Below are 15321 nucleotides of genomic sequence, written 5' to 3'. Positions count from 1 at the left end.
AATTAAATATTGGCCTCTACTTTTAATTTTTTGAGTGCCGCTACTAGTTCCGTATACCGCTCTTTCATATCCTTACCTATAATTTTATCCGCATCACCAACGATATAGGATAAATACGCAATTTGTGGAACCAACATTTGCTGCGGATAGGCACCGTCATCATTTTTAATAGTCTTTAAAACAGTTTCTAAAGACTGTTTTCTACCGCCCTTACTTTTTTTGATTTCCGTTTCTAGGTCCGACTGAAATTTGCGGGCTTCGGTCAATAAATTCAACACTTTATTTTCAAAGGCGATATGATTCGCTATAATCGTTTCATCTATACCTTCTTTAGCTAAGCGTGGATCTATTTGAATTTTGAAAGGCTGTTCAAAAGTTTTGTTTCCTACCGTTAGTTTTGCGGTATAGTTTCCTGGAGGAACCATGGGTCCGTTTTTATAACGTCTAGATTCTCTATGGTCCCAAGCGCCTTTTTGTCGCATATTCCATTGAAATCTGTTTATACCTTTTTCAGTTTCCAGGGTATTGTCAAAGTAGCTAAATGACATGCTAAGGGCCATATTTTCCACATTTTCCTTTGTAGATGTAGTTTTGGTACTATCACTCAAAATACTTGTTATTGTTTGCTTGTTAGCATCAAGTATTTCCAATTTTACCTCATTTTTAAATGATTTAGGTAGGTAATAATCGATGATTACACCCGTTTCAGGATAATTTGGAAAGTCTCTAGACCTTCTAGGCGTTCTATATCGTATTGTAGTATCCGGTTGAAACAATACAGGAGTATCATTTAGCGATGTAATAGCACTATCTCTTAGCGTTGTAATATTGTCAAGCACCCAAAAACCGCGTCCCATCGTACTTAAAATTAAATCGCCTCTAAATAGTATTACATCGGTTATTGGTGTTACGGGTAAATTCTGTTGAAATGGTTTCCAATTTTCACCATCGTTTATCGATACAAACATACCATATTCCGTACCTGCATATAGTAAACCTTCTCTTATCGGGTCTTCGCGTAATACTTTACTGGTATAGTCAGACGGAATTTCACTTGTCAATAACTCCCAAGTTTTACCATAATCTTCCGTTTTATAGAAATATGGAGTGGTATCTCCTAAAAGGTGTCTATCTACAGAAATATATGCTTTAGCGGGATCAAACTGCGATGGTTCTATGGACTCTACCCTACCCCCTTTCGGTAAATTTTTAGGTGTAACGGTCGTCCAAGTTTGCCCACCATCTTGCGTTAACGAAACTACACCGTCATTGGAACCTGTCCAGATTAAATCTTTTTGAATTTTGGACTCCCGTATGGAATATAAGGTGCTGTAATACTCTTCACCGGTAATATCCCTAGTTATAGGACTACCGGAATTTACTTGTTTATCCGCTTCAAAAGCAGTTAAATCTGGAGAAATTGTTTCCCAAATAACTCCGTCGTTCCTAGTTTTATGCACAAATTGAGAGCCCATATATACAACATCTGGGTCATGTGGCGAAACATGAACCGGTGCAACACGTTGAAATCTATATTTTAGGTCTTTTGGATTGTGTCCATAGATATTGGATGCTCCAATTGAGTACTCCCTACCAACTCCCGTAATTTTGTTGTAAACACTAAAACGTCCCTTACAGTTATTGTAAACGATATTATGGTTACCCGGTTTAGGTATTGTTGGTCCGGTCTCACACCCTCCAACATCAATCATAACTTGTGTTCCTTGTGGTGAGGTGGCACTAGGTGCCGCACTAGGTATGGCAATGGTAGTATTGTCTTGCTGTGCGCCATATACCCAATATGGATATTGGTCGTCTACGGCAACTTGGTAAATTTCTGCTGTAGGTTGATTAAATTGTGAGGACCAAGTTTTACCACCGTTGTGTGATACATTGGCACCACCATCATTACATTGTATAAGTAAATCTGGGTTGTTGGGGTTTAACCATATATCATGATTATCACCATGGGGTACGGACATCCTTGTCCATGATTTTCCGCCATCGGTAGATTTTAATAAGGGGTTGGCATTGGAATATACAATATCTGGATTGGTAGGATCCAGTTCAATATTGGTATAATAAAAAGGTCTGTTTACTAGCCCTTTGTTACTTGAAGTCTGCACAAAGGATGTACCTTGGTCAACAGATTTATATACACCACCTTCATCACCAGGAGCTTCAATAATTGCGTAGAGTATGCTAGAGTCTACCGCAGAAACCGCCAAATCTATTTTACCGATCAAGCCTTTTGGTAAACCATTCTCTAATTTTATCCAATCTTTACCACCGTTGACGGATTTATAAATTCCGCCTTCCTTATTTTCTCCACCAGAAATTATGGTCCACGGTGTACGCTGGGCTTTCCATGCGGCTGCATATACTATATTAGGGTTGCCAGGTAATAATTCCAAGTCGGCAAAGCCTGTGGTGTTTGATATGTGTAGCATTTTTGACCAAGTGGCACCACCATCTATTGTTTTATAAATACCACGCTCTTCATTTGCCTTAAATGCATTACCAATTGCAGCAACCCAAACAATATTGCTATTTGTAGGGTCAATTTCCACGGCCCCGATCTGTCCGGCATTTTTTAAGCCGATATGGCTCCATGTCTTACCACCGTCAATGGATTTGTACATTCCTTTTCCACTAATAATATTGCTTCGTAACCCATCAGAGCCCGTACCAACATAGACGATGTTAGGGTCATTTACGGCAACTTCAATAGCACCTATTGAAGGAGTGTCAAAAAAACCATCGGATACATTGTTCCAAGTAGTACCATAATCTTCGGTTTTCCATACTCCCGCACCAGAGGCGCCAAGATAAAAAGTTCCAGGTAAAACGGGAGTTCCGGTTACCGTAGTTACACGCCCACCCCTAAGTGGACCAATAGTTCTATATTGAAATGCCGAAAAGTCTTGAGATAAGAGTGTTGTTGAAATTAGAATAAATGATACTGTGGTAAGGAAACGAAATAGCGTTTTCATTTTAGTTTAGAGATAGGTTGGTTAAAACCTAAAGTTACTTAAACCAAAACGTAAATCATATAGGGGGGTACATTTTTGTTAATTTCTCAATTTGGCAAACTGAAATCAATAATAACACACCTGTATCGTTAAAGAATTAAAAACCAACATGTGTTGTGGTTTTATATGTCTTATTATTACTTCTTATTCAATTTATCTGTCTCTATTAGCTTATCATCTTCCCAAACACCACTTATCACAGAGCCTTCTTTCTTATGGAAAATACCCTTGCCATTGCGCTTGTCGTTTTTCCACTGTCCTTTGTATTTTTCGCCATTGGGCCAAAAATACGTTCCTTCTCCACTGCGCATATCATTTTTATAGCTTCCAATATAGTATTCTCCGTCTGACCAGTAAAAGGTACCCTGACCATTACGTTCATTATCTTTCCATTCTCCTTCATATCTACTACCGGTTTCTAGAACGGCAATTCCCAGACCATTGGCCATGTTATTTTTTACCTGGCCAACGTAATGCAAGGCAGTCCCTTTTTTAGTAGTAAAACTTAAGTATTCGCCAAAGGATTTATTGTTCAACTGCTTGCGCATATTAGTTAATTGAACACGAGCTTTTTCTAAAGCAAAATTCAAAGAATCTATGCTTCGTAATTCATTTTGAATACTAGGTGCTATATTGGTTGAATCTTTTGAAATAGATTTATTATCGGTAATTGAAATAGATTGAATTTCATTTTGTCTTAGTTTTTCCGCTAAGGCAATACGTAAGGGGATAACGGAATTTAGTTCTTCATGATTTTCAAGCGTAGAATTGTATGATGCTATTGCTTTGTTATAGTCACCTTCAATTAATACGGAATCAATGGCTATTAATTCTTTATTACCAGTGACCAATACATCTAATTCCTCTTTTACCTTACTACTCTCCCCTATTTCTTTCTGTAGCGAATTTGATTTTATCCCAAAATAAATGACCAAAATAGAAAGTATGGCAAGCAAACCGTAAAGTGTAATCTCTTTTTTCTTCATATTCTTTTATTTTCGGTACTTGGCTAGTCCGTTAAATGAATTTCTGGAAGTTTGTTTTTAACCTTTCTAAAATCTGGAGAGAAATATACGTGAAACCGCATGGCCCAGCTGTGCTTGTAATTTCCTCCATTGGCTAAGTCTTGACCTTGAGAATACATAGCCCCTGCCGCTACGGTTAACCTTGGGGTTAAAATGTAGCCTAATGTAGTGGTAAGTCGCAAATCTTCCATTGGACTTGCAACCACAGCTTTACCACTTTGCATAATCAGCTCTGCTTCTGGAGCTACGTACAATGTTTTTGGCTTTAACTTATGATTGTTCAATGGTATTTTCATACGGAACATGTAGCGCCATCTATTCCTAAAAATATACTCGCTATTCTCGGCAAAACCTTGTGTCCATCTATGCTCTATACGAATACGGTGATAGATCATCATACTCTCCAAAGCTTGTGCAAATTGATATTGGTGCCAAATTCGCCATTCTGGCACTAGATTACGATCGGTAGAAGACTCGTCGGTATTGAAATTTAAACGGAGGACACCACCCAAACGTAAATTAAAATATTTTGAATGTATATAGCCAATGGCATGCCGGTTATACACTTGTGCAACCTGCCCCACAAAAGGCGTATCTTCTGTTTCGGCTAGTCTAAGATGGGTTTGTGCATCCCAAAACAAGCGTTTACCTATTCGTATGTTACCATAGGTGTTGATCCAAGTTTTTGTAGTAAGATCTTTATATTTAGAATATTCAGGTAAAATCTCAGGCTCCTCTTCTTGTGAAACCCCTATAAAAGCTGTTAAAAAGCAAAGCAAAAATAAAAATCGAAATATATATGTACCAAACGTTTTCATAGGCTATTGCTTTGTGTTTTGTACATTCAACAGTTCTAAAATGGCCAAGGGATTTTTTTCCCTTTTTAGTCTCCGTTCCAGTTTTTTGGTATCCTTGTCTTTAAGCATTAGCACAGTATGGTACGTTTCTGTTATGTTGCCATTTAGTGCACTTATATTTTCACAGGTGAGCGAATCCTTTATTTGCTTTAAGAAATAGGGTTCCAATAGTTTTGTATAGGCCGATGTTATTCGCTTTTTTATATCCTCATCCATTAAAGTTGCCATAAACGGATTCCAAATACGATCAGTATAGGTTTCTTGAATGGTTCTTTTAAATTGGGGCATTTTAGATACCGTAACGGACAGTTCATTTAAATTTTTAAGGCATGCCACGGTGTTTCTAGCCGATATTAACTTGTCTTGAGCAGATTTTACTTTAGAATAACTATTCAAAGTGGCGTTCGCAAATGTTTTAATTTGCTTTAACGAGTTGGAATAGTTCAAAGGAATATTAGTTCTAACGGAATCAATGAGCATGACCAAAGAATCGTTTTGAACAATAATTTCTTCTTCAAGGTTGGCTAATTCGTTCTGTCTTTTTTCTTGTGCTAAGGTTTCTTTGACTTCGTTTGCAATAGCTAGTACACCGTCATAACCCATTTTGGCAACTGTTTCAATTTGATGAATTACAGGGGCATTTTTAGAAGATGTTACTGTGGTTGATATACTATATGGTTTGGAACTTGCTACACTATCGATAACAATTGCAATGTCCATTTCAGGGTTTGGTAAGCCGCCGGTAAATACATGATCCAGTAATTGCTTGCGAGAAGTGTATTCTAAAATTGATAATGAATCATACCTTACAATTTCTTCAATAGGTGCTAGAAAATCCTTCTTTATTTGAAGTACTGTATTATATTGATATGCAGTGTTTTTATCTGATAATTTTAGAATATTTAATTGAGAATTATGAAGGATGGATTCACTTAACTCCTTTGCTTTTTTATAATAGAATACAACACTATCTACTTGTACCGTTTCCAACGAATCTAACGGATAGTAGGGTACTTTAACCTTAAACTCAGGAAGAAAGTCAGATTTACCCAATTCAGATAGAATAGCATCAATTTCTTGGTAACGTTGTGCGTTTTGTTTTAGTAGTTTTGGAAGGTTGTTTTGGTGAAGGGTTTCAACATCTTCTTTGGAAAATTGAATATCTAAAGCGGCGATATAGGCAGCATCTAGATTTATGGTTTTAGTTTCACCAGTAAAACCTTTGAAAGCGGTAATGGTTTTGTGATCATTATCATCATCTACCCGAATATGCTGCAGAAGTCCGTCATTAAAATACCAACTTTCAGATTGGTCGATTCCGTTAGAAGGAAAAAGTGACCACTCGTCATGTGCTACACCATCCCTTAAAAATCTACCTACCAAGGTATAATTATCATTATTGATGCTGAAGTTTTGTTGTGGTACTCCGTTATCAAATGAAATAACACTTTTAAACAATGTTTTAGAAATTTCTGAATCTTCGATCTGCTCTTTTAAAATAGTCCACTCACCATGAGGGTTTCCCATTTTAATTTTTCCGACAGATGATTTTTGAATACCACTTACCAACACACGATATTGATAATCTATTACTTCAGACTGACTTTTAGAATTGAATTCCCCAAACTGGAATTTCCAAGGTCCGTCAGGTATTCCATCAACAAAACTACCTTTAAATTGAAAAGAATAATCTTGTTTTTGTAGCAGTTCTTGAAGGTTGGAGCGAAGCACTAAAAAGTCTCCGTCCAAAACAGTATCGTTTTCAACAACTTTATAAGTATACGTCGCCTTACCGTTATACTTACCAATTTGTAAAGGTCCGTTATAGGTTTCCACCTCTTGGGCGTACAACGAATTTGAAATACTGAAACAACAGCATACAATAAAAAATAGTAATGGGTTGATAGTTAGCCTAATCATGCCGCAAAAAAACGAAAATAGATTTAGACTAGTAAATTAGAACGCTACGATTTTTAACTTTTTATTAAAAGTTTTTAATCTATTCAGAATCAAGCAATAAAAGCTGTAAATCTTTGTGGTATTACCAATCAATTGGGAAGTAATCCTTTAAGAATTTACCACACCAATGCTTACCGGTATTTATACCGTCAAATAACGGGTCCATAACTCTGGCTGCACCATCAACAATATCTAAAGGAGGCTGAAAATCGTGTACTTCTTGCTTTTTCTTAGCCAATTCTGCAGGATCTTCATCGGTTACCCAACCCGTATCAACGGCATTCATAAAAATACCATCCTTAGCAAGTTCACCTGCTGCGGTATGTGTTAACATATTTAGTGCGGCTTTCGCCATATTGGTATGCGGATGACGAGATTCTTTAAAGAAACGGTGGAATTTACCTTCCATCGCTGTTACGTTAATAATATGCTTTTGACCCGTGTTTTCTTTTTTCATCATTTCGGCCAAACGATTACAAAGTACAAATGGTGCCACGGAATTTACCAATTGAACTTCGATCATTTCAGTGGTCTCAATTTCGCCTAATTTTAAACGCCAACTATTGGTTTTGCGTAAATCAACTTGTTGTAAATCGGCATCGAGTTCACCAGTAGGAAATACCTCTTGCGCTACTAGAGCATTGTCAAAACTATAGGGTATCTGAGATAATTTTGCAGAAGCGCGTAAACCTATACCAGGTTCGGGTCCGTGCCATGTTACAGGCATATTTTGATTAGGCGAAGCTTTAGAGCTAAATGTTTTTAACTCTTCTAAACAACTTTCATGATCACTCAGCACCATTTGTGCAAACTTGGGTAGTGAAGAAAATTCGCGTTCCTCATTCTCCATTAAGTGATGGTAGAATCCCGCAGGTCTACGCACTGTTTGTGCAGCGTTATTGATCAGAATATCCAACTTGTCATATTGCTGTTCTACAAAATTACAGAAGATCTCCACACTTGGAATATGGCGGAGGTCTAACCCGTGAATTTTTAGTCGGTGCCCCCACTCCATAAAATCTTCCTCCTTGGAAAAACGAAGGGCAGAATCAACAGGGAAGCGTGTGGTTGCAATAACCGTTGCACCACCACGAAGCAACATTAAAGTGATATGATAGCCAATTTTTAAACGTGAACCGGTGATAACGGCTACTTGACCTTTTACATTGGCATTTTGAAATCTTTTGGCATAATTGAAATCTCCACAATCGGTACACATGGTGTCATAAAAGTGGTGCAGTTTGGTAAACTCTGCCTTACATACATAACAGTTGCGAGGTGTTGTAAGTTCTGGCAAATCTTTGCTTGCCAATTCTGCGGCTGGTAATAGTTTAGGGGCAACAAATACATGAGCTTCACGTGCACTACGAATACCGGTCTCTTTACGGGCATGTTTATCGCGAACAGCTTGCTTTCGCTTTTCATTACGTTTTGCATCTTTTACCCGTTTGGCAAACTCTTGCTTGCTTGGGCGTGAAAGTTGACCTGCAGCTTTAATTAAAGCAATTCGTCTATCTTCTGGAATTTCAAAAATCTCGTTGGTATTATTTACCAAACGATTTAATGTTTCAATACAACTTTCAATCTCGTTTAAGTCGATTTCCGATTCTTTATACTGTTGTTCTTCCTTCATGATACTTGCTTGATAAGGGCAAAAATATTAACAATGCCTAAAGTACGGTTATACGTACTTTTTTCTTTTTTAATCTGGTATTGTTCAATTTGTTGATAAGTTCGTTCGACTTCTTTTTAGGAACAGCAACAAAGGCGCAATCTTGTTTTAATTCAATATCTCCCAATTGATCCCTGCTCAATTCTCCTTGTTTAAAGAAAAGTCCGGCAATATCTCCTTTAGATATCTTATCTTTTCTTCCTCCGGATATAAATAATGTTTCCCAAAACGGATCGCCCAATTCCTTGCTTTTTGCAATGTTAGTGGGCGTTGACGATTCAATAAATTCCGGTAAGTTTTCTTTCTCCCATTTTAATACATAAGCCGTACCTAATTCATTAACACGGGCAGTTCTGCCGTTTCTATGGGTAAATTCTTCTATACGATGTGGTAGCTCATAATGTACAATGAACTTTAATTCAGTAATATCAATACCTCTTGCCGCCAAATCGGTAGCAACTAAAATTCTACTGCTGCCATTTCTGAATTTAATAAGAGCCCGTTCACGGTCTCGCTGCTCCATGCCCCCAGAAAAACACTCGTGTAAAATACCATGTTGATCTAAATAAGAACTGACGTTTTCAATACTATCCTTATAGTTACAAAAAACAATACCAGGTTCTTCCCCTATATACTTGAGTAATTGTAGCAAAGTAGCAAGCTTATCTTTTTCTTTAGCTAAAACAGTACTGATAGTTAGTTGTGAGGGAATTTCCTTTTTAAGAAAATTAATTTTCTTGGAGTTTTCCATACCCACAAACTTTGGAATCTTCACTCCCTCCGTTGCAGAAGTCAGAATGCGTTTTTTAAGACTTGGCAACTCATGCAGAATTTCTATCATTTGCTCTTCAAAACCAACTTCCAAAGATTTATCGAACTCATCTAGTACCAAAGTTTTAATATGGTCTTTGGTAAAGCGGTCTGCCATAAAGTGATCTAAAATTCTACCAGGTGTACCAATTAAGATGGCTGGTGTATGCTTTAGTTCAATTTTATCTTTCGACATTGCCCTACCACCATAAATAGCATTTACTTTAAAGCCCGTACCCATATCACGTAATACTTGCTCAATTTGTATTGCCAACTCACGAGAAGGAACCAAAATTAATACTTGAACTTCAGGATTGTTATGGTCTAACAAATCTATAACCGGCAATAAAAACGCCAATGTTTTACCTGTACCCGTAGGTGATAACAATATGGTATTGTCAGATGACGAAATTGCCTCTAATGCTAATTCTTGCATTGGGTTCAACGCATTAATATTCAATTTTGAAAGAATATCATTTTGATTTTTCATACGTTGATTCTAAGCGTTAAAATTAGTTGTATGCTATGCTTCTTGAAGTTCTCGTTTAGATTTTCTATACAAGTAATTAGGAAAAATGCTCCTCTTGGCAAATCTGTTCAACTTATTGGCGTTGATCATTTTTTGAAAGATAGGTTTTGTTACTCCGAAATACTCATACGTAGCGCCATCAACAAAAGTAATTTCTAAAACTAGACCGTTATGTTGAAAGTCCAAGATACCCGATAAAATAGATTGATCATATTCTTCTTTATTGGCTTCTTTGGTTTCGGGTGCAATACTCACTAGAAAGTGGTAACCGTCAATTATTCTACGACTTTGCACTTCTGCCTCTTCCTTTTTTTCATCGCCTTCTTGAAATTTGTCTGGATGCCATTCTTTAACCAAGTTTCTATACTTGGTTTTTAAGGCTTTAAGATCAATTTCTTTCTCTACCTCAAAAAGTTTCTTGTATTCGTTGATACGTTTCATAACACAGCTTTTTTGCGGCTGCGAAACTACGCCTTATTTTAATGCGATTACCTATAACTTTTTGAAATAACGAAAAATAGCATGCTTTTTAGAGCTAATTTTTGTTGAGTCCGTTTTGTAATACCGACTTAATGCCCGCTAAGTTTTCTGAAAACTCCATCATTTGAGATAGTACCTGCGCCATTTCGTTGGCATTGCCAAAACCTTTTAATTTATTGTTTTTTACAAACTGTTCTTTTATAGCAGACCACCTAGTTGCTTCATCTGTAGTAAGTTGTCCAATTAATTCATTGTATTTCAATAAATTGGCTTCTGCCGAACCTGTAAGTGTCTGCGCTTCGTTTTCATAATGAGATCGTAATAAGGTGTTTAGCTCTTTGTCATTCATAATAGGTACAATTTGAGCAACCAATTTATTCATGTCCCTATAAGAACCTTGAAGTTTAAAAGCAGGTTCTGTTCTATATTCGTCTTGCATTGCTGCACTTTTAATATAAGTAGCATTAACCTTTAATAGTACATCTCTAACTTTTAGCACTTTTTCCAAAACCTTTTTGTATTCCTCTATTTCTTGACTAGAGTGATTACCTTTTAATTGACCTTCATCGGTTTTAGATTCTATTTGGTTTACAATGGTATATACATCTTCGAATTCTTTACTTGCCAATTGCTGTAAGATAGGATTTGCTGTCAGTGAATTTTCAATTAAGCTTAACCTAAAAAGATGTTCCGTTTCCCCAATAATATCACCCAAGTTGTAAATATCGGCACGGTTGGCCAGCATATCTGGAATCTTAAATTTCTCTCCACTTTCCGTATACGGGTTCCCCGCCATAATCACACAGAATTTTTTACCCCTTAAATCATAGGTTTTAGGTTCATTCTCGTAGACACCTTCTATTTTACGAGTACCATCAGATAAGGAAATAAATTTTTGAAGAAACTCGGGGTTACAATGTTGTATATCATCTAGATAAAGCATGACATTGTTACCCATCTCAAAAGCTAGGTTCAGTTTTTTTAATTCTTCTCTAGCCGCACTATTATTGGCAGAAGCTGGATCTACATTGGTTACTTCATGACCAATTGCCGGACCATTAATCTTTACAAAAATTAAACCTAACCTATTGGCAATATACTCCATCAACGTAGTTTTACCGTAACCTGGTGGAGAGATTAAAAGTAACATACCCATTCTGTCCGTACGTTTATTTGCACCAACTGTTCCTAATTGTTTTGCCAAATTATTTCCAAAAATGGGAAAGTACACTTGGTCTATTAATTTATTACGTACAAATGAGGTTAGTACCCTAGGCTTAAATTCCTCTAACTTTAAATCGTTTTTAAGTTTTTCTGTAATTTCAAGTTTTGTCTTTTTAAATTTTTGAAATGCAGGTACCTCATTGGTAGCAAACAATCTCATTCTTGATACAAAATCATGATAATTGAAAAAGTATGTTCCATTATCAATTGTAGTATGAGAACCTCTTAACTCTTTAATCGTTTCATTTGGAGAAACAGCCTTAATTTTAGAGGCAGATTCGTCTCTGAACAATAAAGCGCCAACAATTTCATGTTCATACCTTTTAAGGTCTACACCAGAGTCCTCTTGTTTTGTGGTTTTTAAGTAGGCGGCTACCCATTGTTTTGCTAAACGCACCTTGTCCTCTAAACTAGAGACTTCCTCAATACTCTTTCTAAATTTTAAATCTGCCTGACGAGATTTAAGATTCTTTAAAAAATCTTCTTTAAGTTGTATCGCCAAACTACTATATACAAACTCAGAATCTGACCTGAGTTCTTCAAAAAGATAAGCAGCAATGTCAGCGCTTAATAACGGGTCGTAAATACTGGTTTTTTCTGCGAATTCAGCTACTAAATCCTGTAATTTTTGAACTACCGAAGCATATTCGTTTGATGAAGGAAAATAATGTAAAACTTCGCCTGCCGTCTTAAGGCTCTTATCCAATTCATTTTTTACATCAGCACTAAGGTTATTCCAGAAAAATTGGGCATAACCCCTAATTTCTGGTCTATAGGTCAACAAACCTAACTCATGGTGCTTATGTACTAATAGTTTAAGGATTCTTGATGCATCAACATCATGAACACCCTTTATGTAACCTTCTGAAAAATCATTTCTACTCTGTTCTTGAACAATTTTCAAAAGTTCCTCATCATTAAGAGATAGAAGTTCTTCTTCACTAAAATTGGAAAACAATTTGTAGGCTAAATATGCTCCTCGGTAGATTTCATCAGTTTCAGATACATACTCTTGATTCCATAAATGCCTGTTATTTACAAACTCCTCATTGTTTAGTTTTTTGTAAAAATCTGTACCCGTTAAGTGGTAGTTTAGCTCATTGTCATGAAAAACAATGGTAAGGTCTAGTTGTTGTTTGTTTACGCCAAATTTGTGTTTGCCCAACCTTATAACACTGTCACCATCTTCATAAAGGTCTAGTTTGTCCTTAAGTTTTCTAAGGGCATCTTCTCTTGCTGTCTTAAGTTGGGTTTCTATCTCTTCAGCTTTACCGCTATCATCTAAGTCTTGAAGTTGAGCAATGATGTCACGGAGCTTATTGATCATTAAATCTGATGCAAAGTAGCCATTGATTTCGACAGCAGACTTAAAACTTTGCGCTTTCTTTTGTACCCCTTTTAAAATTCTTTTAGAGGCATTGGTCAATGCGCTTGATTTTTTATTTCGCTTTTCAATCAACGAATTTTTTCGGGCATCAAAAGCAGAATAAACTTCTTCTCTCTTTTCAATAATGATTTCAATAAACTCCTCAAAATCAGTAAATTTTCCCTCAAGTTCTTCTAATTGAATAGATGTTTTGGTTTGATATTCATCGCACTTTTCTGGAGTGGATGCCATATCAATGTAGTTGATGATACTTTGATCGATCAATTTTAACTGAGCGGCAAATTCTGCTTTTGCTTCAGCGATTCCCAAAGAATTTCTTTTGTTCTTTAAAGCAGCCTTTAGCTCGTTAATGGTAGAAAAAATTAAAGATATATCATCAATAATTTTGGTAGAATGCCCAGTATCTTCAATTTCTAGATTCGATACTATATCGATCAACATTTCCAGATCGGTACTGATCTCGTTAATTTCTTCCTCCTTTTTCTTAGCTTCAATTACCTTTTCAACTCCATCTATAAATTTCTTTTTTTCATCTAACGCCTCATGATAGGGTTGTAAAGCATTTGGATTCAATAAAAACTGCACACAGCGCTCAGAAATCTTTTTTGTCTGTACCTCAATTTCCTCTTCTAAAGATTTTAGATATTCAAGATCAATGTACCTAACCTCCTTCAAGGATATGACCTCGCCTCTGGTTGAACGCAACCTTGTTAAAAGAGCAACGAATTCATCAATACTCTTAAATGATGTGCTCTTTATTTTATTAAAAAGTTCGCTAGAATTCTTTTGAATTTCTTTTGACTGGTTTTGGGCATTTTTACGAAGTTGAACAACTTTCTCAAATTCATCTATTGCGGCATTAGAAGCCTTGTTTATTTCTTGTAACGGAATGTTGAGCTGATGCGTTTCCGGTTCTGGCAACCAATAGTAGGCATCTAAAATATCTTTAGAAAACTTCGCTAGATCATTATAGAGATCGGCATAATTATCATTCTTGTTCAGTAAGGTAATTAGGCTGTTTACTTCTGCCATAGCCCTTACAATATCTTTGTTACCAATTTTGTACAGCAAAGTTTCTTCATGCTGAGATGGCATATAATCACCTTTTAAATAAGGAGTTTGCCAAATTTGAACCACGTGGTGCTTTGTTTGCTCCTGCTCTGTTTTAAAATAGCAGAGTTCCCCATTTTCTAAGATGGTAAATCCGTTACAAATGATTGGTGTTTTTATAACCTGACTAATGATATTGAAAGACATGAGATTATAGAGTCCTTCATTAGCTGCATAAAAAACATACAGAAAATCCTCACCATTAGGGGAAACAATTCTTTGCTGAAACTTTACATTCGGTATAGCATTGTCAAAAATGTGATACTCCCCTGTTTGTAAATAATAACCAGTAGGGAAAATGATTCCTTGGTCATCAGGAAGAACTATACAGGCATCTTTTATCGATTCTATTTTTTGGACCTCCTTCATTTTATCGTTAAAGACAAAATAACGCGGTGATTCTTGAAAAGGTTTTATTTCTAGAACCAATAAGTTTCCTAAATCTCCAAAACGGTATTGCCCATCATCTAATGTCTGGTCTACATATTCAACAGGTTCATCTAATATGCCTTTGCCCTCTTCAGTATTATCTTCAATTTTTATGGTAAGATCACCTCCAATAGTTTCTACGAAAACTCGGTCCTTAATGGAAACGTGAGAATGCACACCATAACGATGCATGTCTCTACTTGCCTCTTGCCATTTAAATTCTTGCTGAACAGGAAACTTATATTCGTGTTCACTTCTATTATCAACATACTCTAAAGTATTGTTGACCAATAACCATTTAAAGGTTTTTATATCCGTTGGGCTATCGCTTAATCGAAAGACCATGTGAAGATAATTACCAATTATGGCGAAGTTGGAAAAAATAGTATTACGGTAATATTTATACAGATTGGTAAAATCTGTTTTAAAGGTTTCATCTTCTAAAAGACTAAGGTCTGTTGCCTTAAAACTATTATCTTCAAAATGGTAGCAACTAAAAACATCTTTTATGTTAATTTCGGTTCTAAGACCAAAATGAACGTTATACCCAAACAGACAGGTATTACCAAAAGAAACAATATCGCGTGCTATGCAATTGTTTTCTGTATTGATTCTATCATTGGCAATCAGCTTTGTTTCTAACGAGCCAAAAACGGTTTTTCTATCGTTATTAAGTTGTATCAACTTACTTTGCAACTGCTCCTTTTGCTTTTGCAATCGGTTTTTAATTACATCATAAGTACCACCATCTAAGATATGCTCTTCTGTGTTTGCTGTTTGGGCTTCTTCTGCCATAAAAATAACTAG

8 protein-coding genes are annotated in these 15321 nt (G+C 36.2%); all 8 read right to left on the bottom strand.

Translation table 11 applies throughout. From position 1 onward, the window contains the following. Positions 1–2: 2 nt before the first annotated feature. Positions 3–2993, bottom strand: coding sequence for a WD40/YVTN/BNR-like repeat-containing protein (locus tag ABVM52_RS16870; protein ID WP_405382242.1), 2991 nt, complete (start codon positions 2991–2993; stop codon positions 3–5). 176 nt (positions 2994–3169) lie between these two features. Beyond that, the gene (locus ABVM52_RS16865) at positions 3170–4018 is read right to left on the bottom strand and encodes an MORN repeat-containing protein (RefSeq protein ID WP_405382241.1); all 849 of its coding nucleotides are present in this window, start codon (positions 4016–4018) and stop codon (positions 3170–3172) included. 23 nt (positions 4019–4041) lie between these two features. Then, complete coding sequence (locus ABVM52_RS16860) at positions 4042–4875, bottom strand: DUF2490 domain-containing protein (protein WP_405382240.1); 834 nt, start codon at positions 4873–4875, stop codon at positions 4042–4044. 3 nt (positions 4876–4878) lie between these two features. Then, entirely contained in the window at positions 4879–6765 is a 1887-nt protein-coding gene (locus ABVM52_RS16855) for a hypothetical protein (protein ID WP_405382239.1), read from the bottom strand. A gap of 190 nt (positions 6766–6955) precedes the next feature. Next, a complete protein-coding gene (locus tag ABVM52_RS16850) occupies positions 6956–8506 on the bottom strand; it encodes an SDR family NAD(P)-dependent oxidoreductase (RefSeq protein ID WP_405382238.1) in 1551 nt (516 codons plus the stop codon). 37 nt (positions 8507–8543) lie between these two features. After that, the gene (locus tag ABVM52_RS16845) at positions 8544–9845 is read right to left on the bottom strand and encodes a DEAD/DEAH box helicase (protein ID WP_405382237.1); all 1302 of its coding nucleotides are present in this window, start codon (positions 9843–9845) and stop codon (positions 8544–8546) included. A 33-nt stretch (positions 9846–9878) separates the two neighbouring features. Beyond that, a complete protein-coding gene (locus tag ABVM52_RS16840; RefSeq protein WP_116769051.1) occupies positions 9879–10325 on the bottom strand; it encodes a KTSC domain-containing protein in 447 nt (148 codons plus the stop codon). 94 nt (positions 10326–10419) lie between these two features. Beyond that, on the bottom strand, positions 10420–15309 hold the full coding sequence (locus ABVM52_RS16835; protein WP_405382236.1) for a DNA repair ATPase: 4890 nt from the start codon (positions 15307–15309) through the stop codon (positions 10420–10422). Positions 15310–15321: the final 12 nt, after the last annotated feature.

Source organism: Maribacter sp. LLG6340-A2 (assembly GCF_045057105.1).
In the GTDB taxonomy this organism is placed as follows: Bacteria; Bacteroidota; Bacteroidia; order Flavobacteriales; family Flavobacteriaceae; genus Maribacter.
This window is presented reverse-complemented; position numbering and strand designations above follow the sequence as displayed.

Bases quoted from the DNA above. Each gene is read 5' to 3' on its own strand.
- ABVM52_RS16870 (WP_405382242.1), bottom strand. From the start codon at position 2,993: ATGAAAACGCTATTTCGTTTCCTTACCACAGTATCATTTATTCTAATT.
- ABVM52_RS16865 (WP_405382241.1), bottom strand. From the start codon at position 4,018: ATGAAGAAAAAAGAGATTACACTTTACGGTTTGCTTGCCATACTTTCT.
- ABVM52_RS16860 (WP_405382240.1), bottom strand. From the start codon at position 4,875: ATGAAAACGTTTGGTACATATATATTTCGATTTTTATTTTTGCTTTGC.
- ABVM52_RS16850 (WP_405382238.1), bottom strand. From the start codon at position 8,506: ATGAAGGAAGAACAACAGTATAAAGAATCGGAAATCGACTTAAACGAG.
- ABVM52_RS16845 (WP_405382237.1), bottom strand. From the start codon at position 9,845: ATGAAAAATCAAAATGATATTCTTTCAAAATTGAATATTAATGCGTTG.
- ABVM52_RS16840 (WP_116769051.1), bottom strand. From the start codon at position 10,325: ATGAAACGTATCAACGAATACAAGAAACTTTTTGAGGTAGAGAAAGAA.
- ABVM52_RS16835 (WP_405382236.1), bottom strand. From the start codon at position 15,309: ATGGCAGAAGAAGCCCAAACAGCAAACACAGAAGAGCATATCTTAGAT.